The organism is Streptomyces sp. NBC_00210, from assembly GCF_045160975.1.
Taxonomy (GTDB): Bacteria; Actinomycetota; Actinomycetes; order Streptomycetales; family Streptomycetaceae; genus Streptomyces.
Genome location: NZ_CP108120.1, coordinates 7,003,898 through 7,027,469, shown reverse-complemented (window position 1 = coordinate 7,027,469; position 23,572 = coordinate 7,003,898). Strand labels below are relative to the sequence as shown.

Here is a 23,572-nt window from a genome sequence, read left to right as displayed (position 1 = left end):
AATTGGCGCTGCGCGTGCGTGTGCCGCTGCGGGCCAGTTGCCGCCCTGGCTGACGCGACGAAGCCGGGGCGCCTGGTCCGACGGGCATCGCGCCACGAAGTCGGCGCAGCGGGGGGTGGGGGCGTCAGCCCCAACGTCGTCCCTCAGGGGGGCTGGGGGCTCGCCCACAGTCCCGGGAAGGCGCGCGGTGGGGGAAAGCCACCCCGCAAACTCACACCGGCGGCCAGGGAATCGCCGGCCACTCCCCCGACGGCACCGGATGCCGCCCCGTCCCCCTCAGCACCTCCACCCGCTCGCGCACCGCCTCCACCTCCGCCGGTGTCAGCAGCTCCGCCAGTCGGGTGGCCAGCGGCTCGCCATCCTCCAGCGCGGCCGACAGTTCGGCCAGCGTCGCCAGCTCCGACGGCGGCAGCGGCTCCCCGGCCCACCCCCACAGCAGCGTCCGCAGTTTGTCGTCCACGTTGAACGTCACCCCGTGGTCGATCGCGTACAGATGCCCCTCCTCCGTCGGCAGCAGATGCCCGCCCTTCCGGTCACCGTTGTTGATCACCGCGTCGAGCACCGCCAGCCGCCGCAGCCGCGGATCGTCCGCGTGCACCAGCAACGCCGTACGCCCCTCGCCCACCTCCGCGAAGCCGACCGCCTTCCAGCCCTGGCCCGGCTCCTCGTCCTCGACGAGTGCGAGCAGCGACTCCGAAGGGTCCGCCTCGATCCAGAGCTGGACCATGCCCTCGCCGTAGGGCCCGTCCCGCAGGACCGTCGGCGGCACCAGGCCCCACCCCGTCGCCTCGGAGAGCTCGTACGCCGCGACCTCCCGCTGCGCGAGTGTCCCTTCCGGGAAGTCCCACAGCGGCCGCTCCCCGGCGACCGGCTTGTACACGCACGTGGCCTCTTCGCCCTCGTACGAGACCGAGCAGTACAGCACCGCGTTGGACGCCTCGCGGACCCGTCCGCGCACGGTGAGCTCGCCCTCGGCGAGGACGTCCAGCGCCGTCAGGCTCCGCGGCGGTATCCGTTCTGGCGCGGGCATACATGTCCTTCCGGGTCGAGCGGCAGGCTGCACAGCGGGCACGGCGGCCGGCCGGCGTTCACCACGTCCAGCGCGCGCTTGGCAAAGGCCCTGGCCTGCGCCCCGCTCAGCCGGACGCGCAGCATCGGCGGGCCGTTCTCCTCGTCCTGGAGCAGCCGCTCCTCGGCCTCCGCGAGGTCCTCCTCGGAGTCCGCGTCCAGCTCCACCAGCGCCTGAGCCTCGACGATCATGCGCTGTTCCTCGCCGTCCCACGCCAGCGCCATCGTGCCGACCCGGAACTCCTCCTCCACCGGAGCGTCCAGCGGCGCGGTGTCCGCGACATCGGCGGGCGCCATGGCCGGCACCGGCGCGTTGCCCCCGGTACGGCGTACGACCTCGTCCAGCAGCTCGTCGATCCGTTCGGCGAGCGCGGCGACCTGGGTCTTCTCCAGGGCCACACTGGTGACGCGCCCTGCGGCCGAAGCCTGCAGGAAGAACGTACGGCGGCCAGGCAGCCCGACCGTACCGGCCACGAAACGGTCCGGTGGGTCGTACAGGAACACCTGACGGGACACGTTCTGTCTCCCTCGGGATCTCGGGGTCGGTCGGTCTCGACTTCTCAGGACTGATCAGGACTACTGAAGGACTACTGAGGACTGCTGAACGACGGCTGCGTACGGTTATCGAGCGGGCATACGGGTTTTCGGCCCGTCCACCCTACTGCGCGGAGCGATCACGGGGCGCCCGCGCCGCCCCCGACGACCCCGGCCCCGCCACCGTCGTTTCCACGCGGCGCCAGCGAGCCGAAATCCCCGGTGTCGCCGAGGCGCAGAAGAAACGGACGCGTACGGGTGTAACGGATCGCGGTCACGGAACACGGCTCCACATGAATCCGCTGGAAGAGGTCGAGATGCATGCCGAGCGCGTCCGCCACCAACGACTTGATGATGTCGCCGTGCGAGCACATCACATATGCCGCGTCCTCGCCGTGCGCGGCATCGACGCGCGCGTTCCAGTCCCGTACGGCATCGACCGCACGCGCCTGCATCGCCCGCATCGATTCGCCGCCGGGGAACGCCGCCGACGACGGGTGCTGCTGCACCACCTCCATCAGCGGCTCGTCGGCGAGCTCCTTGAGCTTGCGCCCGGCCCAGTCGCCGTAGTGGCACTCGCCGATCCGCTCGTCGGTCTTGAGCTCCAGCTCCGGCCGCGCGTCCAGCAGCGGCTGCAGGGTCTGCACACAGCGCTCCAGCGGGCTGCTGACCGCCGCGGCGAGCGGCACATCGGCGAGGCGCTGGGGCAGCGCGGCCGCCTGCGCGGCGCCGCGCTCGTCGAGAAAGACGCCCGCCGTCCAGCCGGCGAGCACCCCCGCGGTATTGGCGGTGGAGCGTCCGTGACGTACGAGGATCAGCGTGGCCATGCGGATCAGCCTAGGCGGACACGCGCCCAGGGGTGCGCCGGGGCAGGGCAGAGGGGAGAATACGCGCCGTGATCGTGGATTGCGCCATCTACCGGGACGGGCGCCGCACCGAAGGCCCCGCCGACTTCTCCGACGCCCTCGACGAGGCTCGGGCGAGCGGCGACGCCTTCCTCTGGATAGGCGTGTACGAGCCGACGGAGAAGGAGTTCGACCTCGTCAGGAGCGAGTTCGGCCTGCATCCGCTGGCCGTCGAGGACGCCCTCACCGCCCATCAGCGTCCGAAGCTGGAGGTGTACGACGACTCGCTCTTCATGGTCCTCAAGCCGGTGGTGTACGAGCCGAAGTCGGACACCGTCACCACCGGCGAGCTGATGGTCTTCATAGGCGATTCGTTCGTGGTGACGGTCCGGCACGGGGAGGGCTCGCCGCTCGCCGCGGTACGCCGTCGGCTGGAAGCCGAGCCCGAAGTGCTCAAGCACGGGCCGACAGCGGTTCTCTACGCCATCAGCGACGCGGTCGTCGACCACTACATCGACGTCGCCGCGGAGCTCCAGGTGGACCTGGAGGAGATGGAGACCGAGGTCTTCGCGCCCAGCAGCAGCGTCTCCAAGAACACCGCGGCGCGTATCTACACCTTCAAGCGTCAGGTGCTGGAGTTCCGCCGCGCCGCAAGTCCACTGGCCGGGCCGGTGTCCCGGCTGGCCAGCATGGGCGTGCCGTTCGTCCATGAGCACTCGCAGCCGTTCTTCCGGGACGTGAACGACCATCTGACCCGGGCGAACGAGCAGGTGGAGGGCTTGGACCGGCTGCTTTCGGACGTCCTGTCCGCCCATCTCGCGCAGATGGGCGTGCGGCAGAACGACGACATGCGCAAGATCTCGGCGTGGGCGGCCATGGCCGCGGTCCCCACGATGGTCGCGGGCATCTACGGCATGAACTTCGACCACATGCCGGAGCTGCGGTGGGTGTGGGCGTATCCGGCCGTGCTGCTGCTGATGACCGGCGCGGTCTACGGCCTGTTCCGGCTCTTCAAGCGCCGCGGCTGGTTGTAGGTGCTGTCCTGTTCGGAAGGCGGACCTGTCCTCGTCAGTAGGCGGGCGCGGCGGTGGCGGGTCCGTCGAGGGCGCCTCGGCGCATCGGCATCTCCAGACTGACCATCCGATGCCAGCCGCCGAAGCGTTCGTACGCGTACATGCCATGGATGCCCACGGTGAGCACGGCGGACTTGGCCTTGGGCCAGTGCAGCAGGCGGGCCATGTGGCTCATCACCGCGAGGCTCACATCGCGGTAGACCCTGATCTCGGCGAGGGCGCTCTCGCGCAGCACGCGCTGGATCGTACGGCCGTGTCCGGCGGCGGCGAGGCGCAGCAACTCCTCGTGGCAGTAGGCCAGATGGTTGCCCTCGTCGCTGCAGATCATCCTGATGGCCTTGCCCAGTTCGGGGTGGTCCCCGAAGTACCTCACCAGCATGTCCATCTGGTCGGCGGCCCGCTGCTCGGTGACCCTGCTGTGCGAGAGATAGACGACGATGTCCTGCTCGGTCAGCGGCTCGTCGCGGCGCAGCTTCTCGTGGGTGAGTCCGATGTTCTCCTTCTCCAGCAGCATCGTGTAGTCGGTCTCGGGCGGTACGGGGACGGGCTGGAGCTCGCGCTTCTTGAGCAGCGCGTTGAAGATTCGGCCGTGCTTGTCCTCGTCGGCGCCGTGCCGGGCGATCTTGGGCGCGAGCTCACGCATGCTCTCGGGCACGAGGGCGGCGATACGGCCGTTCTCCCAACCGCCCTGGGTCTCACCGCTGGCGGCGATGGAGCAGAAGAGCCGGAAGGCTTCGTCGCTGTCGACGATTTCCTGGAAGAGACTCCGGGCCGAGAGCATCACTGCCACCTCCATGAAGATGTCCGCAAAAAGAGTCAAATGCGGTATGGGAGGCGAGGCAACAGGTAGGTGGCGCAACTCCGCCGAACGGAGGACAGCGGCACACGCCAAGAAGCAGTAACCCGGGCGGGCTGTCAGGCGTTGTTCTCTACGACGGCCGTGGCGGGGAAGACCCCCGAGCCCCCACCACGGCCGCAGACTTGTTTTCGGCTCTCCCGGGGCCCGGGCCGTCCGGACCGGCACCCCGGCACCACGGCCGCAGACTTGTTTTCGGCTCTCCCGGGGCCCGGGCCGTCCGGACCGGCACCCCGGCACCACGGCCGCAGACTTCTTTTCGACTCTCCCGGGGCCAGGGCCGTCCGGACCGGCACCCCGGCACCACGGCCGCAGACTTGTTTTCGGCTCTCCCGGGGCCCGGGCACCAGGGCCGCAGATCAGCTGTCCGTACTATGCGAGGCCCGCGTGCTCCAGAGCTTCCGTGCCCGCCCGGAGCGCCGCGATCCGCTCGTCCAGTGTGAAGCCCGCCGGGGCGAGGGTCAGGGTGGTGACGCCGGCCTCGGCGTACGCCTGCATACGGTCGGCGATCCGGTCCACCGAGCCCAGCAGCGTCGTCTGGTCGATCAGCTCGTGCGGGACCGCGGCCGCCGCGCCCTCCTTGTCGCCGGACAGGTACTTGTCCTGGATCTCGGCCGCTTCCTTCTCGTAACCCATGCGCTGCGCAAGCTGGTTGTAGAAGTTCTGCTTGCGGCTGCCCATCCCGCCGACATACAGCGCGGTGTACGGACGGAACATGTCGGCAAGGCCCTTGACGTCGTCGCCGATCGCCAGCGGCAGTGTCGGGCAGACGTCGAAGCCCTCCAGCGTCTTGCCGGCCTTCTCGCGGCCCGCCCGCAGGTACTTGATCGCCGTTTCCTCGAGATGCTCCGCGGACGGGAAGATCAGCAGCGCGCCGTCCGCGATCTCACCGGTCTGCTCCAGGTTCTTGGGTCCGATCGCGGCGATGTACAGCGGGATGTGCTCGCGCTGCGGGTGCACGGTGAGCTTGATCGGCTTGCCCGGGCCGTCCGGCAGCGGGAGCGTCCAGTGCTCGCCCTCGTACGACAGGCGCTCGCGGGACATCGCCCTGCGGACAATCTCGACGTACTCGCGGGTACGGGAGAGCGGCTTGTCGAACTTGATGCCGTACCAGCCCTCGGAGACCTGCGGGCCCGAGACGCCGAGGCCCAGGCGGAAGCGGCCGCCCGAGAGGGAGTCGAGAGTCGCGGCCGTCATCGCGGTCATGGCGGGCTGACGAGCCGGGATCTGCATGATCGCGGAGCCGACGTCGATGCGCTCGGTCTGCGCGGCGACCCAGGTGAGGACGGTGGGGGCGTCGGATCCGTACGCCTCCGCGGCCCAGCAGACGTCGTAGCCGAGCCGGTCGGCCTCCTTGGCGACGGCGAGGTTGTCTCCGTCCATCCCCGCGCCCCAGTAGCCGAGGTTGATGCCGAGCCGCATAACCGCTCCCTCTTACTGATCAGTAACGTCCCTTTCCGCGGACTCTAGCGCGGCTTCGGGAGATCCGGCAGGGGGAGGTTGTCCACAGGCTCTCTCAGGGTGGGCCCCTGGCCAGTAATCTCAGCGCCCATGGAGCAGAGGCATCTCGGCCGCACCGGCCTGCGCGTGTCCCGGATCGGACTCGGCACCCTGACATGGGGCCGGGACACCGATGAGCACGACGCCGCCGACCAGTTGAAGGTGTTCTGGGAGGCGGGCGGGACGCTGGTCGACACCGCCGATGTGTACGGCGGCGGGGACGCCGAGTATCTGCTGGGGCAGTTGGTGGAGCGGCTTGTGCCGAGGCGCGATCTGGTCATCGCGACGAAGGCGGGCAGCGTGCCCGATCCGGACCGGCGCTTCGACGGCTCACGCGGGCATCTGCTCGCCGCGCTGGACGCGTCCTTGGAGCGGCTCGGGACGGACTACGTCGACCTCTGGCAGGTCCATGCCTTCGATCCCGAGACCCCGCTGGAGGAGACGCTCCAGGCGCTGGACATCGCGGTCAGCAGCGGACGGGCGCGGTATGCGGGCGTGTCGAACTTCTGCGGCTGGCAGCTGGCGAAGGCGGCGACCTGGCAGCTGGCCGCTCCGGGGGTGCGGACCCGGCTGGCCAGCACGCAGATGGAGTACTCACTGCTGCAGCGCGGGATCGAGCGGGAGGTGCTGCCCGCCGCGCTGGACCTGGGGGTCGGGCTGCTGCCGTCGTCGCCTCTCGGCCGCGGGGTGCTGACCGGGAAGTACCGGCACGCGACTCCGGCGGATTCGCGGGGGGCGTCGGAGCAGTTGGCGCCGTTCGTGGAGCCGTATCTGGACGAGACGGCGAGCAGCATCGTGGACGCGGTGGCGACCGCGGCGGACGGTCTTGCGGCGACGACGCTCCAGGTGGCGCTCGCATGGGTGCGGGACCGGCCCGGGGTGGTGGCGCCGATCATCGGCGCGCGCAATGCGCAGCAGCTCACGGCAGCATTGTCAGTGGAGGCCCTTAGTCTTCCTGACGAGATCTGCCAGGCGCTCGACGATGTGTCGGCGCCCGTGCACCGATATCCCGACCAGGACTGGAGCGAGCTGTGACTGCGCCTTCCGAGGGGACGCCGCCCCCGACAGCCGCTGCGCGGCGGGCCGAACCCCCGGCCGAGGAACGCGATTCCGCGGACGGGGCGGCCACCCCGACACCGGACACCGCCGAGGTCGCGAACTCCGCCGAGGTCGCGAACTCCGCCGAGGTCGCGGACGGCACCGCCGAGCCGGACGCGACGCCGGACACGGACGCGGACACGTCCGGGACCTCGGACGCGGCCGCCACCGATGGCGCCGAGAAGGCGACCGAGCGCTCCGAGACCGAGGCCGAGCTCGCCGCGCAGCGGGAGTTGCGGGCCCGGATCGAGCAGCGGAAGGCCGAGAAGGCGGCGCCCATCGAGAGCGGCGCCAAGCTCAGCGGGACGGCCGCCGATCTGCTCGCGGCGGTACGTGCCGTGGAGAGCGGCGAGAAGTCCGGTACCGCCTTCTTCGACTCGCCCGCTCGCTCCGCCGGCAAGACCCCCACCGCCCCCGCGCCCAGGCGCGCAGCACCCACTCCGGCCGAGCCGGTGCGGCCGCGGATTCCGGAGCCCGCCACGGCGCCGCGGGCGGCCGCGGCGGAAACCGTCACCGCCGTACGGGCCGTGCTCACCGAGGGCGGTGCGCCGGAGGCGCTCGCGGCCCAGGTCGCCGAGGTGCTCGGAGAGCAGGCAGCGGACGCCCTGCGCGAGGATCCGTGGCGGCTGCTGGCCGTGCCCGGTGTCCGGCCGGAGCAGGCGGACGGTTTCGCCCGCGCGCTGCTCGGCGCCGAGTGCGGCCCGGGTGACGAGCGCCGGACGGGGGCCCTGGTCGGCTGGCAGCTGGAGCGCGCGGCGCTCCAGGGCCACACCGCGCTGGAGTCTTCCGTCGTCCGCGGTGCGCTGGCCGAGCGGTCGGTGCCCGATCCGGACGAGGCGTTGCAACAGGCCATCGCCGAGGGCGCCGTGCTGGTCTTCCAGGACGGCATCGAGGAGGCCGAGGACGGGGACGAGTCCGCCCGGCCGCCCGTGCCCGTGCTGCTGGGCCTCGACCGGTACGCACTCGCGGAGGAGAGCCTCGCGGACGGCCTGGCGCGACTGGCCAAGTCGGGCGCCGATGCCCGTTGGGAGGCGACCGAACCCACCGAGCTGGTCCGCGCGGTGGCAGCGAGCGGCCTGGTGGTGCACACCGGCGGCGAGGCGGCTCGCACCGAGCCGGTCGCGCTGGCCGAGGCGGCACGTGCCCTCGGGCTGCGCGCGGTCGTCGCGGCCCACAGTGAGAACGGCAGCCGACGGCTCGGCCCGGCCGCGGTCACCGTCGCCGGGCTGCTGTCCGGGGCACAGGGGCCCGGCCGGGACGAGGACGGGGCCTTCGCGCTCGATCTCCTGGTCGTCCTTGACGCGCCGCAGCTGGACGTGGAGACCGCCGCGATGCTGGTCGAGTCGATGCCCGACGGCAGTCGGCTGGTGCTGAGCGGCGACCCCGGAGTGCTGGACTCGGCGGGCGCGGGCCGGGTGTTCGCGGATGTGCTGGCGGCCAGGGTGTGCCCGCAGACCGCCTCGCGGACGCCCGACCCCGGTCCGATCGGCGAGCTGGTCTCGGGCATCGGGATCGGCGAGCTGAACCAGGTGGCGGGGCCCGGCAAGGAGGTCGTCATCGTCCCGGTGCGGGACGCGGGAGAGGCGGTCCACCGTACGGTGCAGCTCGTCGCGGACTCGGTGCCGCGGGCCATCGGAGTGCCGGCCGAGCAGACTCAGGTGATCACGGTCGGGCATGGCGGCTCCGCGGGGACGCGCGCGCTGAACGCGGCTCTCAAGCAGCGGCTGAACCCGGGTCCCGGCCGGTTCGGCGGTTTCGACCCGGGCGACCGGGTGGCATACGCCCCGGCGCTCGGCCGGACACTGCCCGGCACCGTCGTCTCGGCGGAGGCGGACGGCCTGCACCTCGACTGCGAGGGCACGCCCGTCGTCGTACCCAAGGAGCGGGTCGACTCGGCGGTGCGGCACGGCTGGGCGTTGACGGCGCACCAGGCCGCGGGGATGCGCTGGCCCGCGGCGGTCGTGGTGCTGCCGGGTGATGCGGCGCAGGGGTTGAGCCGGCCGTGGGTCTACACCGCGTTCAGCCGTGGGGAGCGCCATCTGTCGGTGGTGCACGGCGTGGACCAGGCGCTGCCGCGCGCGGTGGCGGAGGTCCCGGCCCAGGAGCGCACGACGCGGCTGCGGACGCTGCTCGAAGGGCTGCTCGCCCCGGCGCAGTGATCACTCTGCCCAAGGGCCGCACCGAGGCCCCCGCCGCCAGGACGCGACGGGGGCCTCGGCTGCGTACGACTCACGAGCCCGGCAAGATCCGGAAGACAGGCCCTGGCGTGGTCAGGACTCCACTTCGTCGACGTCGACGTCGTCGTCCAGATCCGCGGCCAGCTCGTCCTCGTCGAAAACCGAGCTGACATCGAAGCGGCACACGACCCGCTGCGGGTCCGCCTGGTCGAACGGCGTGCTCAGCCACTCCCCCGGCTCCGGGAGGTCGTCCGCGGCCGACACCCACAGCGTGGAGTCGCCCTCCTCCAGGCCGAACTCCTTGTGCCGGGAAGCGATTTCGTCCGGTTCGAACTCTCCGAAGAGCACTCCGAGCGCCGCGTGCACGCTCGTGCCGACCACCGGGGCGCTCTCCGTGCGTTCCTCGTCGGGGTCCAGGTCGGCAATGCGCTGTGCCTGTGCGAGCAGTCGCTGCGGCTCGACCACCGCGTAGTCCCGGCGGATCAGCACACTGAGCGCGTTCGGCTCCTCGGGTCCCGCGTACGGGGGCAGCGAGTCGTCCGCACCCGGGATCTCGAACGGCGTGACCTCGTCGTAGCGGTCGTACAGGCGCTCGTCGTACGCCTCCGCCGCCGCGGCGAGGTGGTTGAACGCGTCGTAGACAGCCGGGTCGTCCTCGCCCGAGCGGTTCTCGACCGCCGCGAGGTGACGGTCCAGTGCGGTTTTGACCGCCTCGGCGGCGGCACGTACCTCGGCAGCGGTGGGCTGCGCAGCATCAGACATAGTGCAGACGCTATCCGTACCAGGGCTCTGCCCGCACAATAGATGCGATGCCGGAATACGAATTTGTCGACGTCTACGTGCCGCGCGGGGTCTCCCGCAAGGAGGCGACACGTCTGCTGACCGACCATGCCGAGTACGGACACTGGGAGTTGGACCGACTGAGTCTGCTCCGGGACGGCAGCCGCAGGGTGCGGCTGCGCCGGCGCATCATCCGTCAGGTGCGCGCCACCTGGTGAGCGAGTGAGCAGTACGGAGCGGGCCCCGCGACCGCGGGACCCGCTCCGCTTCATGCCCCTTCGCACCGTTACGTACGAATGTGTTGCACCGTGACTGCTTGGTTACGCAGAGGCGCGGGCGCGGCGGTAGAGCACCGCTCCCGCGAGCAGCAGACCGGCCCCGGCCGGGGCCAGCATGTCCAGCGCTCCGGCACCGGTGTGCGCCAGCTGACCGGCCCTCGGCGGGGTCACCGTCTGCGTGCCGGGGGTGTTCGGAGTGACCGGCACCTCGGCCCCGGGCTGAGTCGGGGTGCCCGGCAGGCTCGGGGTGCCGGGCTGAGTCGGGGTACCAGGCTGGCTCGGGGTGCCGGGCTGGGTCGGCGTGCCCGGCTGAGTCGGGGTGCCGGGCTGGGTCGGCGTGCCCGGCTGAGTCGGGGTACCGGGCTGTGCGGGTGGCGTGTTGGCGCCGGCATTGCTGCCGCACTCGTTGGCGCCGGCGGGGTTGAGCAGACCAACGACGTTGGCCGTGTTCCCGCACGCGTTCACGGGGACGTGGACCGGCGCCTGGACGTTGTTGCCGGAGGCAACACCGGGAGAGTCGCTGGTGGCCCCACCCGCCTGGGATCCACCGCCGTTCGCACTGCCGCCGGAGCCGTTGCCGCACCCGTTGCCACTGGCGGGGTTGAGCAGACCAACGACACTGGCCGTGTTCCCGCACGCGTTCACGGGGACGTGGACCGGCGCCTGGACGTTGTTGCCGGAGGCAACACCGGGAGAGTCGCTGGTGGCCCCACCCGCCTGGGATCCACCGCCGTTCGCGCTGCCGCCGGAGCCGTTGCCGCACCCGTTGCCACTGGTGGGGTTGAGCAGACCAATGACATTGGCCGTGTTCCCGCACACGTTCACGGGAATGTGCACCGGCGCCTGGACCGAATTCCCGGACGCCACACCCGGCGAATTCGACGCGCTTCCCTGCGCCGTGGCATCCGCCTGCGCATATCCGCCGCCGAGGGCGAGTACGCCGCCCGCAGCCGCGATGGTGATCAAGCCTTTGCGAGTGAAGTGTCGCATTGATGATTCCTTGCCTTCCTGCTTCAGGAAATCCCGGACGTCGTGCCCGGGGCCGGAATGCCCGACGGCCCCGGAGCGCATGGCGCGCGCTCCGGGACCGACCGGGGTCAAACCCAAGCCCTCATGGGCCGAGTCACAACGTCACGAGTTGACGCAGGTGTTGCCGAAGGTGGGGTTCAGCAGGCCGATGACGCTCACTGTGTTGCCGCACACGTTCACCGGCACGTGGATGGGCGCCTGGATGACGTTGCCGGAGAGCACTCCCGGGGACTGCACCGCAGCACCCTGGGCGCCCGCGTCGGCCATGGCCACGCCCGCACCGGCAAGCAGCAGGCCACCAGTGGCAGCCGCAGCAGCGACGACCTTCTTGATCATTGTTCCTCCTCGTTGGCAATGCGATCCCAGCCGCGGATCGCATCACCTGTAACGAGGAGGTGGGGTGCGGGCTACGAGCCCGATGCGCCATTCACTCTTTTCAGTCAAGTGCGTACGTACTCACGATTATTGGAGTTTCGTTTCAGCGGATCTCACCCGAGGCGACTCAGCACCGGTCGAGAAAACGGTCAAGCACTCGTACCCCGAACTTCAGACCGTCGACCGGAACCCGCTCGTCCACACCGTGGAACATGCCCGCGAAGTCCAGCTCCGGCGGCAGCTTGAGCGGCGCGAAGCCGAAGCACCGGATGCCGAGATCGTCGAAGGACTTGGCGTCGGTGCCGCCGGACAGCATGTACGGGACGGCGCGGGCGATCGGGTCCTCCGCCTTGAGCGCGATCTGCATCGCGTCCACGAGGTCTCCGTCGAAGCTGGTCTCCAGCGCCTTGTCGCCGTGCACGTCCTCCCGCTTGACCCGCGGCCCGAGCAGCCGGTCGAGGTCGGCCAGGAACTCCTCCTCGTACCCCGGCAGGAAGCGTCCGTCGACATGGGCGGTGGCCTGCCCGGGGATGACGTTCACCTTGTAGCCGGCGCCGAGCATGGTGGGGGCCGCGGAGTTGCGCAGGGTCGCGCCGATCATTTTCGCGATGCCGCCGAGCTTGGCGAGCGTGGCGTCCATGTCCTCGGGATCGAGCGGTGTGCCGAGCGCGTCGGAGAGCTCGTCCAGGAAGGACCGTACGGTCTTGGTCATCCTGACCGGCCATTTGTGCCGCCCGAGCCGGCCGACGGCCTCGCAGAGCTCGGTGATGGCGTTGTCGTTGTTGGTCATCGACCCGTGCCCGGCGGTGCCCTCGACGGTGAGGCGCATCCAGTGCATGCCCTTCTGGGCCGTCTCGACGAGATAGAGCCGCAGGTTCTCGTTGACGGTGAAGGAGAAGCCGCCGACCTCGCCGATGGCCTCGGTGACGCCCTCGAAGAGGTCCGGGTGCTTGTCCACCAGATACCGCGCGCCGTAGGTGCCGCCCGCCTCCTCGTCGGCCAGGAAGGCCAGCACGATGTCGCGCGGGGGCTTGCGGCCGCTGCGCAGCCGGTCCCGGACGACGGCGAGGGTCATCGCGTCCATGTCCTTCATGTCGACCGCGCCACGGCCCCAGACACAGTCGTCCGCGATCTCGCCGGAGAAGGGGTGGTGCGTCCAGTCGTCGGCGTTCGCCGGTACGACGTCGAGGTGGCCGTGGATGAGCAGCGCGGGCCTGGACGGGTCCTCGCCCGCGATCCGGGCGACCGTGGAGGCGCGGCCCTTGTGCGACTCGAGGATCTGCGGTTCGAGCCCGACCTCGGCGAGCTTGGCTGCGACGTACTCCGCCGCGGCCCGCTCCCCCGGACCGGAGTGGTCTCCGTAATTGCTCGTGTCGATGCGGATCAGCTCACGACAGAGGTCGACGACCTCGTCCTCACCCGAGACGGTTCGGTCCGTGTTCGACTCGCTCACGCTGATTCCTCCCACTGTCGCTGCTGGTGGTTCCTCCTCATCCTCCCGCGAGCGGGCCCCGCAGCCCAAGGGCGGCTGTCCGCTGTCATACGGCCGTCACACGGCTGGGGGCGTGATCGGGCACGTCCGAATGTTTGCTATGGTTTTCCACGTCGGAACGGCCCAGCGCCGCGCGACAGACACCTTGTCCGGGTGGCGGAATGGCAGACGCGCTAGCTTGAGGTGCTAGTGCCCTTTATCGGGCGTGGGGGTTCAAGTCCCCCCTCGGACACCACCAAGATCCCCACGGATTCCCGTGGGGATCTTCTCGTTCCGTCGGCCCCGGTCGATGCGCATACAGTCACGTCGGTGAGACGCAGACACAAGGCCCCGCCCTCGCCGCTGCCCCAGCGTGACGGCATCGACCCGGTGCGGCTGCGGCTGCCCGCCGATCCGGACGGCGCCTGGAACACGGTGTACGACCACCTCGCCGCGCGGTACGCCGACGCCATCGGGGCCGACAGGGTCGACGCGCTGTTCCGGGACGGGCGCATCGTCTCCACCGACGGTCCTGTGGCGGCCGACGAGCCGTACACCCCGGGGCGGTATCTCTGGTTCCACCGGGAGTTCGCACCCGAAGAGCGCGTCCCCTTCGAGGTCGGGATCGTCCACCGGGACGAACGCCTGGTGATCGCCGACAAGCCCCACTTCCTGGCCACGACCCCGCGCGGACGGCATATCACGGAGACTGCGCTGGCCCGGTTGCGCCGTGACCTCGAGCTGCCGCAGCTGCAGCCCGCGCACCGGCTCGACCGGCTGACCGCGGGGCTTGCGCTGTTCGTCGTGCGGCCCGGGGACCGTGGTGCGTACCAGACGATGTTCCGGGACCGGCAGGTGCGCAAGGAGTACGAGGCGGTCGCGCCGTACGACCCGGCGCTCGCGCTGCCCATGACCCTGCGGAGCAGGATCGTGAAGGAGCGCGGGGTGATGACCGCCCGGGAGGAGCCGGGCGAGCCGAACAGCGAGAGCCGGATCGAGCTGATCGAGCACCGGGCCGGGCTCGGCCGGTACCGGCTGCTGCCGGCCACCGGCCGCACCCATCAGCTGCGGGTCCATATGAACAGCCTCGGGCTGCCGCTCCTGAACGACCCGGTCTATCCGGTCGTCCGGGCGGCCGGGCCCGACGACTACTCCCGTCCGCTTCAACTCCTCGCGAAGGTACTGGAGTTCACCGATCCGGTGACGGGAGAGCCGTTCCGCTTCGAGAGCCGGCTGCGGCTGGCTCAATGGCCCGGCCGCCCGGCGGAGCGACCGTAACCATCAGTTGAGCAACCTCGCGCCGAGCAGCCACCTCCGCGCGAGCGGCGGCGGTTCAGGCGCAAAGCGGGGTCAGGCGTTCTGGCGCTCCGCCGCGATCGCGCTGACCCGGCCGCGTACGACGAACCAGCCGCCGACCAGGGCCGCCGCGATCAGCGGCAGGAACATCACGGTCGTACGGCCCACGCCGCCGCCCCACCACATCAGGAAGGCCACGCTGGCGAGGAAGAACATCGTGACGATCTGGGTGTACGGAGCCCAGGGCAGCCGGTACGAGGGGCGGGTCACCCGGCCGTCCTGCGCGCGATGCCAGAACAGCAGCGAACAGAGCATGATCATGCCCCAGGTGCCGAGGATGCCGATCGACGCCAGGTTCAGGACGATCTCGAAGGCCTGGCCGGGCACGACGTAGTTGAGCGCGACGCCGAGCACACCGAAGCCCGCGGTCAGCAGGATGCCGCCGTAGGGCACCTGGCCCTTGTTCATCCGGCCGGTGAACCTGGGCGCGGAGCCCGACAGCGCCATCGAGCGCAGGATGCGGCCGGTGGAGTACAGACCGGAGTTCAGGCTGGAGAGCGCCGCGGTCAGCACCACGAGGTTCATCACGCCGGCCGCGCCCGGTACGCCGAGCTTGTCCATGACCGTGACGAACGGGCTCTGGTCGCCGGAGTACGCCGTGTACGGGAGGAGCAGCGCGAGGAGCACCACCGAGCCGACGTAGAACAGGCCGACCCGCCACATGATCGAGTTGATGGCCTTGGGCATGATCTTCTCGGGGCTCTCGGTCTCACCGGCGGCTACACCGCACAGCTCGACGGAGGCGTACGCGAAGACGACGCCCTGGATCACCAGCAGCATCGGCAGCATGCCCATCGGGAAGATGCCGCCGTTGTCGGTGACGGTGGAGAAACCGGGGGTGTGGCCGTCCACCGGGTGCTGGGTGACCACCAGGAAGATGCCGACGAGCATGAAGGCGACCAGCGCGGCGACCTTGATGATCGCGAACCAGAACTCCATCTCGCCGAAGTACTTCACCGAGATGAGGTTGGCGGTGAGGACGACGGCGAGGGCGATCAGCGCGAGGACCCACTGCGGGATGTCGCTGAACATCGCCCAGAAGTGCGCATAGGTGGCGGCCGCGGTGATGTCGGCGATCGCGGTGGTCGACCAGTTGAGGAAGTAGAGCCAGCCGGCCGCGAAGGCGCCCTTCTCGCCCATGAACTCACGGGCGTAGGAGACGAAGGCGCCGGAGGACGGGCGGTAGAGGACCAGCTCACCGAGAGCGCGCACGACGAAGAAGGCGAACACGCCGCAGACCGCGTAGGCAATGGCCAGGGAGGGGCCTGCGCCCGCCATACGGCCGCCCGCGCCGAGGAAGAGGCCGGTGCCTATCGCTCCGCCGATCGCGATCATGTTGATGTGGCGGGACTTGAGGTCCTTGCTGTAGCCGGCGTCTCCGGCGTCCACGTGGGGGGAGCTCGTCGTCGCCGGAGCCCCGGCGGCGAGCGTTTCGGCCGCGGTGATGCGGTCACTCATGAGAAAGGTTCGCCTTCGTGAGGGGGATGTGCGGTTCCCGGCCGGAGCCGGTGGGGGTGGTCACCTTGGCGTGGTCTGACGCCACACAGTCAGGGCAACCCTGGGATTTTGACAGTGGCGAAGGTCACGCAGCGATAGATCTGAGGGGATTTTGAGGTTACGGCCCAGTAAACCAAGGTCATCGACCAGCGGGGTAACTCTGACGCGGACAGCTCAGGAACCGCTCAGGGCGACTCAGGGGCGCGCAGGACCGCTCATCGGGACGGTTCGGGGCAGCGCGCAGGGCTGCTCAGGGAGCCAGTACATCCAGCTCGGCGAGCGCGCCGACCGCGATCTGCCGGGTGATCTCCTCGGGCCGTACGGCGTCCGACTCGCGGACCGCCCCGGCCACCTGGACATGCAGGGTCGGGGCCGCCGGATTTCGTACTGCTGCCGTCACTCGTCCCTCAGTCGTCCTTCTCGTCGTCCTTCAGCCACAGCGGGTGCTCCAGCTCGTCGTCCTTCAGCCACAGCGGGTGCTCCACCTTCGCCCACGGGCGCTCGACCGACCCGGTACGCATACCCCTTCGTGCCTCCGGGTCGGCGAGCGCCATTCCGATGTGCCCGGCGAGGACGATGCCGATGGACAGCGCGAGCCAGTCGTGGACGAAGGTGGCGCCGTTGCGCCATACCAGCGGGGTCAGATGGGTGAACCACATCAGCAGGCCGGTCGCCAGCATCACCAGCACCGCGCCCGCGATCCAGGCCGAGTAGATCTTCTGGCCGGCATTGAACTTGCCCGCCGGACGGGACTCGGGTCGGCGGTCACGCCGCCGCGCCGCCCGCAGCCACTTCCTGTCGTGCGGCCCGAAGCGGTTCAGCCTGCGCAGATCGGCCCGGAAGGAACGCGAGGCAAGACCGAGCAGGAAGGGCACGGGCAGCAGGATTCCGGCCCATTCGTGGACGGTGACCACGAGATAGCGGCGGCCGACGAGCTCGGCGATCTGCGGTACGTACAAAGCCGCGGCGGTCGCCACACACAGCAGCATCAGCGCGGCGGTGGTGCGGTGCACCCAGCGCTCGGCGCGGCTGAACCGCTTGACACGCCTGGGCAGTTCAGACGGTGGGGGTGTCGCTGCGGCCGTTGGACCGGCCGACCCAGGCGTCGACGTCATAGCCCCGCTCCTCCCAGTAGCCGGGCCGGACATCAGAGGTGACGGTGATCCCGGAGAGCCACTTCGCCGACTTGTAGAAGTACATCGGCGCGACATAGAGCCGGACCGGTCCGCCGTGGGAGTGGTTGACCGGCTTGTCCTGCATCTGAAGGCACACCAGCACATCGTCGCGGCGGGCCTGCGGCAGGGTGAGGCTCTCGCTGTACGTGCCGTCGAAGCAGCTGAAGCGGATCGCCTTGGCCTCGGGGCGCACGCCGGCGGCGTCCAGCAGCAGCGACAGCTTGACGCCCGCGAAGGCGGTCTCGGGGACGCGCCAGCCGGTGACGCACTGCACGTCGCGCACGACCCGGGTCTGCGGCAGCTTGCGCAGCGCGTCGAAGGTGTACGTCGCCGGGCGGTCGACCAGGCCGTCGACGGTCAGCCGGTAGTTCCGCTCGTTCTTGTGCGGTACGGAGGCGGCGACGGAGTAGTAGCGAAAGCCACCGCCGTTGGGCAGCAGCCCGGTCAGGCCGGTGGGGTCCTTGTCCGAGGCCGCGCCGAGGAAGGCCTCGAGCCCGCGCTGCAGATACGGCGCCGCGGCGATGCCGCCGGCGCCGAGCCCGAGCATGCCGAGCACCAAGCGGCGGCCGACGGGGGCGCCCTCGGTGTCGGGGTGGTGTGTGGTCACCCTTCGATTCGAACACCACGGAAGCCGGTACGCCAGGAAAATCGGCGGCACGTCAGACTTCCGTCACACTCGGCTCCGCCCGCGCCTCCCACTGGGGCTCCGCACCAGACCCTCCCCCTACGCCTCAAACGCCGGCGAGGCTTGGTTTGCCCGGCCAGCATGAAGTTCAGGCAGGACGGGCGGAAGGCGTCAGCCCTAGCGCACCGACTTCGCCGCCGCCCGCCCCGCCGCCCGGCCCGAGAACAGGCAGCCCCCCAAGAACGTGCCCTCCAGCGACCGGTATCCGTGCACACCCCCGCCCCCGAACCCCGCCGCCTCGCCCGCCGCATACAGGCCCGGCAGCGGCTCGCCGCCCTCCGTGAGCACCCGCGAGGACAGGTCCGTCTCCAGCCCGCCGAGCGATTTGCGGGTGAGGATGTTCAGCCGTACGGCGATGAGCGGACCCGCCTTCGGGTCGAGAATGCGGTGCGGCGCAGCCGTACGTATCAGCTTGTCGCCCAGATAGTTGCGCGCCCCGCGAATCGCCGTGACCTGGAGGTCCTTGGTGAACGGGTTCTTGATCTCCCGGTCCCGCGCGGTGATCTCGCGACGCAGCTCCGCCTCGTCGATCAGCGGTTCCTTGGTGAGCGCGTTCATGCCCCGTACGAGAGCGGAGAGATCCTTCTCGACGACGAAGTCCACCCCGCGGTCCATGAACGCCTTCACCGGACCCGGCACATCCGCCCTCGCGCGCCCGATGACACCGCGGATCGACTTCCCCGTCAGGTCGGGGTTCTGCTCGGAGCCCGAGAGTGCGAACTCCTTCCCGATGATCTTCTGGTCGAGGACGAACCAGGTGTAGTCGTAGCCGGACTTCATGATGTGCTCGAGCGTGCCGAGCGTGTCGAAGCCGGGGAAGAGCGGCACCGGCAGCCGCTTGCCGCGCGCGTCCAGCCAGAGCGACGAGGGACCGGGCAGGATGCGGATGCCGTGCCTGGCCCAGATCGGGTTCCAGTTCTCGATGCCCTCGGTGTAGTGCCACATCCGGTCGCGGTTGATGTGGCTCGCGCCCGCGCGCTCCGCGATGCCGAGCATCAGTCCGTCGACGTGTGCGGGGACGCCGGAGAGCATCTTCTCGGGCGGGGTACCGAGCCGCTCCGGCCACTGGGCGCGTACGAGGTCGTGGTTGCCGCCGATGCCGCCGGAGGTGACGATCACCGCCTGGGCCCGGAACTCGAAGGCTCCGGCGACCTCGCGGCTGCTCGCGGCGCCCCGCACGGCGTCGGAGGCTTCGAGGACCTCGCCGCTGACGGTGTCCAGCGCGCCCGCGCTGCTGCTCAGCCCGGTCACCCGGTGGCGGAACCTCAGCTCGACGAGGCCGCGTGCGACGCCTTCTCTGACCCGGCGTTCGAAGGGGGCGACGATTCCCGGTCCTGTCCCCCAGGTGATGTGGAAGCGGGGTACGGAGTTGCCGTGCCCCGTGGCGTCGTAGCCGCCGCGCTCGGCCCAGCCCACGACCGGGAAGAAACGCACACCCTGGGCATGCAGCCAGGCCCGCTTCTCCCCGGAGGCGAAGTCGACGTACGCCTCGGCCCACTCGCGCGGCCGGCGGTCCTCGTCGCGGTCGAAGCCCGCGGTGCCGAGCCAGTCCTGGAGCGCGAGTTCCTGGCTGTCCTTGATCCGCATCCGGCGCTGCTCGGGCGAGTCGACGAAGAACAGCCCGCCGAAGGACCAGTGCGCCTGCCCGCCGATCGACTGCTCCGGCTCCTGGTCGAGCAGGATGACCTTGCGCCCGGCGTCGACGAGTTCCGCGGTGGCCACGAGGCCCGCGATCCCTGCCCCGATCACGATCACATCAGCGTCGTACGCCATGAGGTTCCATCCTTGTCGGGCCTCGTGCCCCCTGCCTCGGGCTCTGGCTGGGGTCTCGGCGGCGAGTGCGGTGGTCCGATCTTCGGTACGCGCGAGTAACTAGTCAACAGTCAGATCTGTCCTTGTCGGTGATTGGATTGGCAGATGACTCCCGCCGAGGAAATCCTGGACATCGTCGACGAGAACGACGAGGTGATCGGCCGGGCCCCGCGGGGCGAGGCGTACGCGCGCGGCATGCGCCACCGCTGTGTGTTCATCCAGGCCAGGGACGCGCAGGGCCGGATCTTCGTGCACCGCAGGACGGCGACGAAGCTGGTCTTCCCTTCGCAGTACGACATGTTCGTGGGCGGTGTCGTCGGCGCGGGCGAGAGCTATGACGCCGCGGCCCTGCGCGAGGCCGAGGAGGAGCTGGGGGTTTCCGGACTCCCCCGGCCGGTGCCGCTGTTCAAGTTCCTCTACGAGAGCGGCGAGCAGACCTGGTGGTCGGCCGTGTACGAGGTGCGCTGCGAGCTGCCGGTGAACCCTCAGGCGGAGGAGGTCGCGTGGCACGCCTTCCTTCCGGAGGAGGAACTGGAGCAGCGGCTCGGTGAGTGGGAGTGGGTGCCGGACGGGCTTGAGGCGTACGAGCGGCTGCGGGCGTTCCGCGCGGCCTGAGTTCCCACCGCCCAGCTCCCACCGCCCGAGTTCCCACCGCCCGAGTTCCCGCCGCCCGAGCCCCCGCGGCCCGAGCTCCCGCGGCCCGAGTCCGACAATTCCGCAGGTAGGGTGCGACGCGTGAGCGACTTCCGACAGAGCCTGCAGCTGTGGTTCGCGCCCCAGCGGGTGCGGGAGGAGGGCGAGACACCCGACTACCGGTTCTCGCTCGCCAACGAGCGGACCTTTCTCGCCTGGCTGCGTACGGCGCTCGCGCTCATCGGCGGCGGGTTCGCGGTCGATCAGTTTCTGCCGGAACTGGCGTGGGGCCTGCGGGCCGGGATGGCGCTCGGGCTGCTTGCAGCGGGAGTGCTCTGTGCACTGCGGGCCGTCAATCACTGGGCGCGGTGCGAGCGGGCGATGCGACGTGGCGAGGATCTGCCCGTGTCTCGCTTCCCCACGCTGCTCAGCCTGGTGATCGCCGTCGTCGCCGTGGCCATGGTGGTGGTCGTGCTCTTCGGCTGGGAGGGCGGCCGTTGAGCGGCGTGCGCGAGCGGGATCCGGGGCTGCAGCCCGAGCGGACCCGGCTGGCGTGGCGCCGGACCACACTGGCGTTCACCGTGGCGGCGGTGCTCGCTGCCCGGCAGGTGGCCGGCGGCGATCTGAGCACGGCCGGGTTCGTGGCAGTGGCCTGCAGTGCGCTGGTGTGGCTCGGTTTTCTGCGAGTGGCCCACCGCCGGGTCCATGCCCTGGAGGCGCGCCCCACCCCGCAGATGCTGCCGGGGCGGGCGGCACTGGCGGCGGTGGCGTGCACGATCGCCCTGGCCGGTTTCGCCGTCGCGATGATCGTCTGAGCTCAGCCGTCCCACTCGACCGTGACCACGATCTTGCCGCGGGTGCGGCCCTCCGCGTTCAGTGCGTGGGCATCGGCCGTCTTCTCCAGGGGGAAGGTTCTGTCCACATGGACGGTGACCACGCCCTGCTCGGCGAGCTCCCCCAGCGCCGCCAGGTCCGCCGCGTCCGGCCGCACCCAGTAGTAGTGGCCGCCAAGGCTCAGGACCTCACGGTCGGCGATCGAGGCGAGGCGGCCCTCGGGCGCGAGCACCTCGGCCGAGGCGCTGAGGGCGTCCCCTCCGATCGTGTCGAAGACCGCGTCGACGCCTTCGGGTGCCAGCGCGCGCACCCGGTCGGCGAGACCTTCCCCGTACGTCACCGGCTCCGCGCCCAGCTCGCGCAGATGGTCGTGGTTGCGTTCGCTCGCCGTGCCGATGACCCGCGCGCCCGCGTGCTTGGCAAGCTGTACCGCGAGCGAGCCGACCCCGCCCGCGGCGGCGTGGACGAGGACCGTGTCCCCTCCTTGCACCTTCAGCTCGTGATTCAGCACCTGGTACGCGGTGAGACCGACCTGCGGCAGCCCGGCCGCCTGCTCGAAGCTCAGGTTCAGCGGCTTACGGGCCAGCGTGCGCAGCGGAGCGGCGACGTACTCGGCGAAGGTGCCGCGGCCGAGGAAGTCCTCGCGTACGTATCCCATCACCTCGTCGCCGACGGCGAACTCGGTGACGGCGATGCCTGGTTGGACGACCACACCGGAGACGTCCCAGCCCGGTACGACCGGGAAGACCGGCTCGAAGAGGCTGTCGATATACCCCTCGCGGGCCTTCCAGTCGACCGGGTTGACGGCGGCCGCGCGCACCTTGACCAGGACGGAGTCGGGACCGACCTTGGGCTCGGGGCGCTCCCCGTACTCCAGGACCTCCGGGCCGCCGTAGCGGCTGTAGCTGATCGCCTTCATGATCCGACCCTCGTGCGTGGCACGCGCTCGCGCAAGCCGGGACGGGTCTAATCTGGAAAGCCTCAGAACGCCGCAAATCACATCAAAGGTGAAGCGTCATGACCGTTCTCCACCACGAGCACCCCGCGCACGAGCACACCCACGGTCCGGCCTGCGGACATCCCGAGGTCCCGCACGGCGACCACGTCGACTACGCGCACGACGGCCACCTCCACAAGGAGCACTCGGGGCACTGGGACGAGTGCGAGCCGGGCGAGCACATCTCGCACAGCGGTCATGCGCACGATCACGGCCCCGGCTGCGGTCACCCGGCCGTGCGGCACGGCGACCACCTCGACTATGTCCACGACAGACACCGTCACGCCCAGCACGACGGGCACTGGGACGACCACTGACCACAGACCCCGGCTTCCCCTGCGCCACGGCCAACTGGCAGTCTCTACTGACCAGTTCGGCCTTGACTCAGGGGATTTCAGTTGTCTGCCACGGATCCGTACACCGTCCGGCTCGCGCCAGAAGTGCATGCCTACGTCCAGCCGGACGGCGGCTGGTGTCTGAACAACGCGGGGTTCATCAGCGACGGGGAGTCGGCCCTGCTCGTCGACACCGCCGCTACCGAGCGGCGGACGCTGGCACTGCGTGAGGCATTGCTGGCGACCGGCGCCCCGCTGCCGCGCACGCTGGTCAATACGCACCACCACGGCGACCACACCTACGGCAACGGCGTCTTCACTCCGGATGCCGTGGTGATCGGCCACGACTCCTGCCGCAGCGAGCAGCTCACGGCGGGCCATCAGCTCCATCTCGTATGGCCGGGGACCGACTTCGGCGCCATCGAGATCACCGCCCCGACCGTGACGTACAACGACCGGCTGACCGTGCATGTCGGGGACATCGAGGTACGGCTCATCCACCCCGGCGGAGCCGCGCACACCCTCGGTGACACGATCGTGCATCTGCCGCAGCAGCGGGTCGTCTTCACCGGGGACCTGATCTTCCAGGGCGGCACGCCGTTCATCCCGGTCGGCTCGCTCAGCGGGTCGCTGCGGGCGCTGGACGTGCTGCGCTCGCTCGACGCCACGACCGTGGTGCCGGGTCATGGCCCGATCACCGACCCCTCCGCGTACGACGCGACGGAGCGCTATCTGCGGTATGTGGCCGAGCTGGCCCAGGAAGGGCACACGAAGGGGCGCACCCCGCTGGAGACCGCGCGCGAGGCCGATCTCGGGGACTTCGCCGAGCTGCGGGAGAGCGAACGTCTGGTGGCCAATCTGCACCGGGCGTACGCGGAGCTGGACGGGCGGCCCGAGGGCTCACCGCTCGACGTGGCCGTGGTATTCGGCGACATGGCGGCGATGAACGGCGGCGTTCCGGTCGCCTGCCACGCCTGAGCTGCGCCCGAGGCAGGGCTGAACCACGCCTGAGCCACGGCGGGGCCGAGCCCGAGGCAGGCCCGACGCAGTCGACCGGCGTACTCCTATGTGACCAACACCCACGAACGTGACACCAGGCCAGTGATCCTGGCCTGGGTTCAGTGAGCGCACTGGACTACATACCGACTGGTCGGTCATCATGAG

General features: G+C 70.3%; 24 protein-coding genes, 1 tRNA gene and 1 pseudogene. 11 read left to right on the top strand and 15 right to left on the bottom strand.

The genetic code is table 11. The annotated features are described in order from the left end of the window. Positions 1-211 precede the first annotated feature (211 nt). The 3 genes from OG729_RS31820 to OG729_RS31810 form a co-directional block, all read right to left on the bottom strand. Entirely contained in the window at positions 212-1,030 is an 819-nt protein-coding gene (locus OG729_RS31820) for an SCO1664 family protein (RefSeq protein ID WP_405809355.1), read from the bottom strand. Next, a complete protein-coding gene (locus OG729_RS31815) occupies positions 994-1,584 on the bottom strand; it encodes a DUF3090 domain-containing protein (protein WP_360884971.1) in 591 nt (196 codons plus the stop codon). Before OG729_RS31815 ends, OG729_RS31820 begins: the two co-directional genes overlap by 37 nt. A gap of 158 nt (positions 1,585-1,742) precedes the next feature. Then, positions 1,743-2,429: a histidine phosphatase family protein gene (locus OG729_RS31810; protein WP_405809353.1), complete on the bottom strand. Its 687-nt coding sequence runs from the start codon at positions 2,427-2,429 to the stop codon at positions 1,743-1,745. Between the two features lie 59 nt (positions 2,430-2,488). On the opposite strand from OG729_RS31810, the gene corA reads away from it, so the two are divergent. Beyond that, on the top strand, positions 2,489-3,481 hold the full coding sequence (corA, locus tag OG729_RS31805; protein ID WP_360884999.1) for a magnesium/cobalt transporter CorA: 993 nt from the start codon (positions 2,489-2,491) through the stop codon (positions 3,479-3,481). Between the two features lie 34 nt (positions 3,482-3,515). Here the strand turns inward: corA and OG729_RS31800 are convergent, their stop codons facing one another. Both OG729_RS31800 and OG729_RS31795 read right to left on the bottom strand, forming a co-directional pair. Further along, the gene (locus tag OG729_RS31800) at positions 3,516-4,301 is read right to left on the bottom strand and encodes a ferritin-like domain-containing protein (RefSeq protein WP_360885002.1); all 786 of its coding nucleotides are present in this window, start codon (positions 4,299-4,301) and stop codon (positions 3,516-3,518) included. Positions 4,302-4,748: 447 nt separating this feature from the next. Next, on the bottom strand, positions 4,749-5,798 hold the full coding sequence (locus tag OG729_RS31795; protein ID WP_405809352.1) for an LLM class F420-dependent oxidoreductase: 1,050 nt from the start codon (positions 5,796-5,798) through the stop codon (positions 4,749-4,751). 129 nt (positions 5,799-5,927) lie between these two features. On the opposite strand from OG729_RS31795, the gene OG729_RS31790 reads away from it, so the two are divergent. After that, positions 5,928-6,911: an aldo/keto reductase gene (locus OG729_RS31790; RefSeq protein WP_405809351.1), complete on the top strand. Its 984-nt coding sequence runs from the start codon at positions 5,928-5,930 to the stop codon at positions 6,909-6,911. Then, positions 6,908-9,133, top strand: a complete 2,226-nt coding sequence (locus OG729_RS31785) for a helix-hairpin-helix domain-containing protein (RefSeq protein ID WP_405809349.1) — start codon at positions 6,908-6,910, stop codon at positions 9,131-9,133. Before OG729_RS31790 ends, OG729_RS31785 begins: the two co-directional genes overlap by 4 nt. 111 nt (positions 9,134-9,244) lie before the next feature. On the opposite strand, the gene OG729_RS31780 is transcribed toward OG729_RS31785, so the two are convergent. Continuing rightward, entirely contained in the window at positions 9,245-9,913 is a 669-nt protein-coding gene (locus OG729_RS31780) for a hypothetical protein (protein ID WP_405809347.1), read from the bottom strand. Positions 9,914-9,960: 47 nt separating this feature from the next. Between OG729_RS31780 and OG729_RS31775 the strand changes: the two genes are divergently transcribed. Further along, positions 9,961-10,149, top strand: coding sequence for a DUF5703 family protein (locus OG729_RS31775; protein WP_014671721.1), 189 nt, complete (start codon positions 9,961-9,963; stop codon positions 10,147-10,149). Positions 10,150-10,251: 102 nt separating this feature from the next. Here OG729_RS31775 and OG729_RS31770 read toward each other — a convergent pair whose 3' ends face one another. The 3 genes from OG729_RS31770 to OG729_RS31760 all read right to left on the bottom strand — a co-directional run bounded on the left by OG729_RS31770 (position 10,252) and on the right by OG729_RS31760 (position 13,066). Beyond that, complete coding sequence (locus OG729_RS31770; RefSeq protein WP_405809346.1) at positions 10,252-11,199, bottom strand: chaplin family protein; 948 nt, start codon at positions 11,197-11,199, stop codon at positions 10,252-10,254. Positions 11,200-11,340: 141 nt separating this feature from the next. Then, the gene (locus OG729_RS31765; protein ID WP_360884989.1) at positions 11,341-11,574 is read right to left on the bottom strand and encodes a chaplin; all 234 of its coding nucleotides are present in this window, start codon (positions 11,572-11,574) and stop codon (positions 11,341-11,343) included. A 166-nt stretch (positions 11,575-11,740) separates the two neighbouring features. Beyond that, positions 11,741-13,066, bottom strand: a complete 1,326-nt coding sequence (locus OG729_RS31760; protein WP_360884992.1) for a M20/M25/M40 family metallo-hydrolase — start codon at positions 13,064-13,066, stop codon at positions 11,741-11,743. Between the two features lie 186 nt (positions 13,067-13,252). Here OG729_RS31760 and OG729_RS31755 point away from each other — a divergent pair. Together OG729_RS31755 and OG729_RS31750 are read left to right on the top strand one after the other, a co-directional pair. Further along, positions 13,253-13,340, top strand: a tRNA-Leu gene (locus OG729_RS31755). Positions 13,341-13,414: 74 nt separating this feature from the next. Next, positions 13,415-14,362 (top strand): RluA family pseudouridine synthase, encoded by a 948-nt coding sequence (locus tag OG729_RS31750; RefSeq protein WP_405809344.1) that lies wholly within the window; start codon positions 13,415-13,417, stop codon positions 14,360-14,362. Between the two features lie 72 nt (positions 14,363-14,434). Here OG729_RS31750 and OG729_RS31745 read toward each other — a convergent pair whose 3' ends face one another. The 5 genes and pseudogenes from OG729_RS31745 to OG729_RS31725 form a co-directional block, all read right to left on the bottom strand. Beyond that, a complete protein-coding gene (locus OG729_RS31745; protein WP_360882101.1) occupies positions 14,435-15,898 on the bottom strand; it encodes an amino acid permease in 1,464 nt (487 codons plus the stop codon). Positions 15,899-16,187: 289 nt separating this feature from the next. Further along, positions 16,188-16,319, bottom strand: a pseudogene (locus OG729_RS31740) (GntR family transcriptional regulator); the annotation flags it as partial. A gap of 25 nt (positions 16,320-16,344) precedes the next feature. Next, positions 16,345-17,052: a cytochrome b/b6 domain-containing protein gene (locus OG729_RS31735; protein ID WP_405809341.1), complete on the bottom strand. Its 708-nt coding sequence runs from the start codon at positions 17,050-17,052 to the stop codon at positions 16,345-16,347. Continuing rightward, positions 16,994-17,659, bottom strand: a complete 666-nt coding sequence (locus OG729_RS31730; protein WP_405811361.1) for a molybdopterin-dependent oxidoreductase — start codon at positions 17,657-17,659, stop codon at positions 16,994-16,996. Before OG729_RS31730 ends, OG729_RS31735 begins: the two co-directional genes overlap by 59 nt. A 255-nt stretch (positions 17,660-17,914) precedes the next feature. Beyond that, positions 17,915-19,570, bottom strand: coding sequence for an FAD-binding dehydrogenase (locus OG729_RS31725; RefSeq protein ID WP_405809339.1), 1,656 nt, complete (start codon positions 19,568-19,570; stop codon positions 17,915-17,917). A 144-nt stretch (positions 19,571-19,714) separates the two neighbouring features. Here OG729_RS31725 and OG729_RS31720 point away from each other — a divergent pair, with 144 nt between their 5' ends. The 3 genes from OG729_RS31720 to OG729_RS31710 all read left to right on the top strand — a co-directional run bounded on the left by OG729_RS31720 (position 19,715) and on the right by OG729_RS31710 (position 21,057). Next, the gene (locus OG729_RS31720; protein ID WP_405809338.1) at positions 19,715-20,224 is read left to right on the top strand and encodes an NUDIX hydrolase; all 510 of its coding nucleotides are present in this window, start codon (positions 19,715-19,717) and stop codon (positions 20,222-20,224) included. Between the two features lie 120 nt (positions 20,225-20,344). Beyond that, complete coding sequence (locus OG729_RS31715; RefSeq protein WP_360882109.1) at positions 20,345-20,743, top strand: DUF202 domain-containing protein; 399 nt, start codon at positions 20,345-20,347, stop codon at positions 20,741-20,743. Next, the gene (locus tag OG729_RS31710; RefSeq protein ID WP_360882111.1) at positions 20,740-21,057 is read left to right on the top strand and encodes a DUF202 domain-containing protein; all 318 of its coding nucleotides are present in this window, start codon (positions 20,740-20,742) and stop codon (positions 21,055-21,057) included. The genes OG729_RS31715 and OG729_RS31710 overlap by 4 nt, the downstream gene beginning before the upstream one ends. A 2-nt stretch (positions 21,058-21,059) precedes the next feature. Here the strand turns inward: OG729_RS31710 and OG729_RS31705 are convergent, their stop codons facing one another. Then, positions 21,060-21,995, bottom strand: coding sequence for an NADP-dependent oxidoreductase (locus OG729_RS31705; protein ID WP_405809336.1), 936 nt, complete (start codon positions 21,993-21,995; stop codon positions 21,060-21,062). Positions 21,996-22,093: 98 nt separating this feature from the next. Here OG729_RS31705 and OG729_RS31700 point away from each other — a divergent pair, with 98 nt between their 5' ends. Together OG729_RS31700 and OG729_RS31695 are read left to right on the top strand one after the other, a co-directional pair. Then, positions 22,094-22,390, top strand: a complete 297-nt coding sequence (locus tag OG729_RS31700; RefSeq protein WP_360882115.1) for a hypothetical protein — start codon at positions 22,094-22,096, stop codon at positions 22,388-22,390. An 81-nt stretch (positions 22,391-22,471) separates the two neighbouring features. Then, positions 22,472-23,386, top strand: coding sequence for an MBL fold metallo-hydrolase (locus tag OG729_RS31695; RefSeq protein WP_405809335.1), 915 nt, complete (start codon positions 22,472-22,474; stop codon positions 23,384-23,386). The last annotated feature ends 186 nt before the right edge of the window (positions 23,387-23,572 follow it).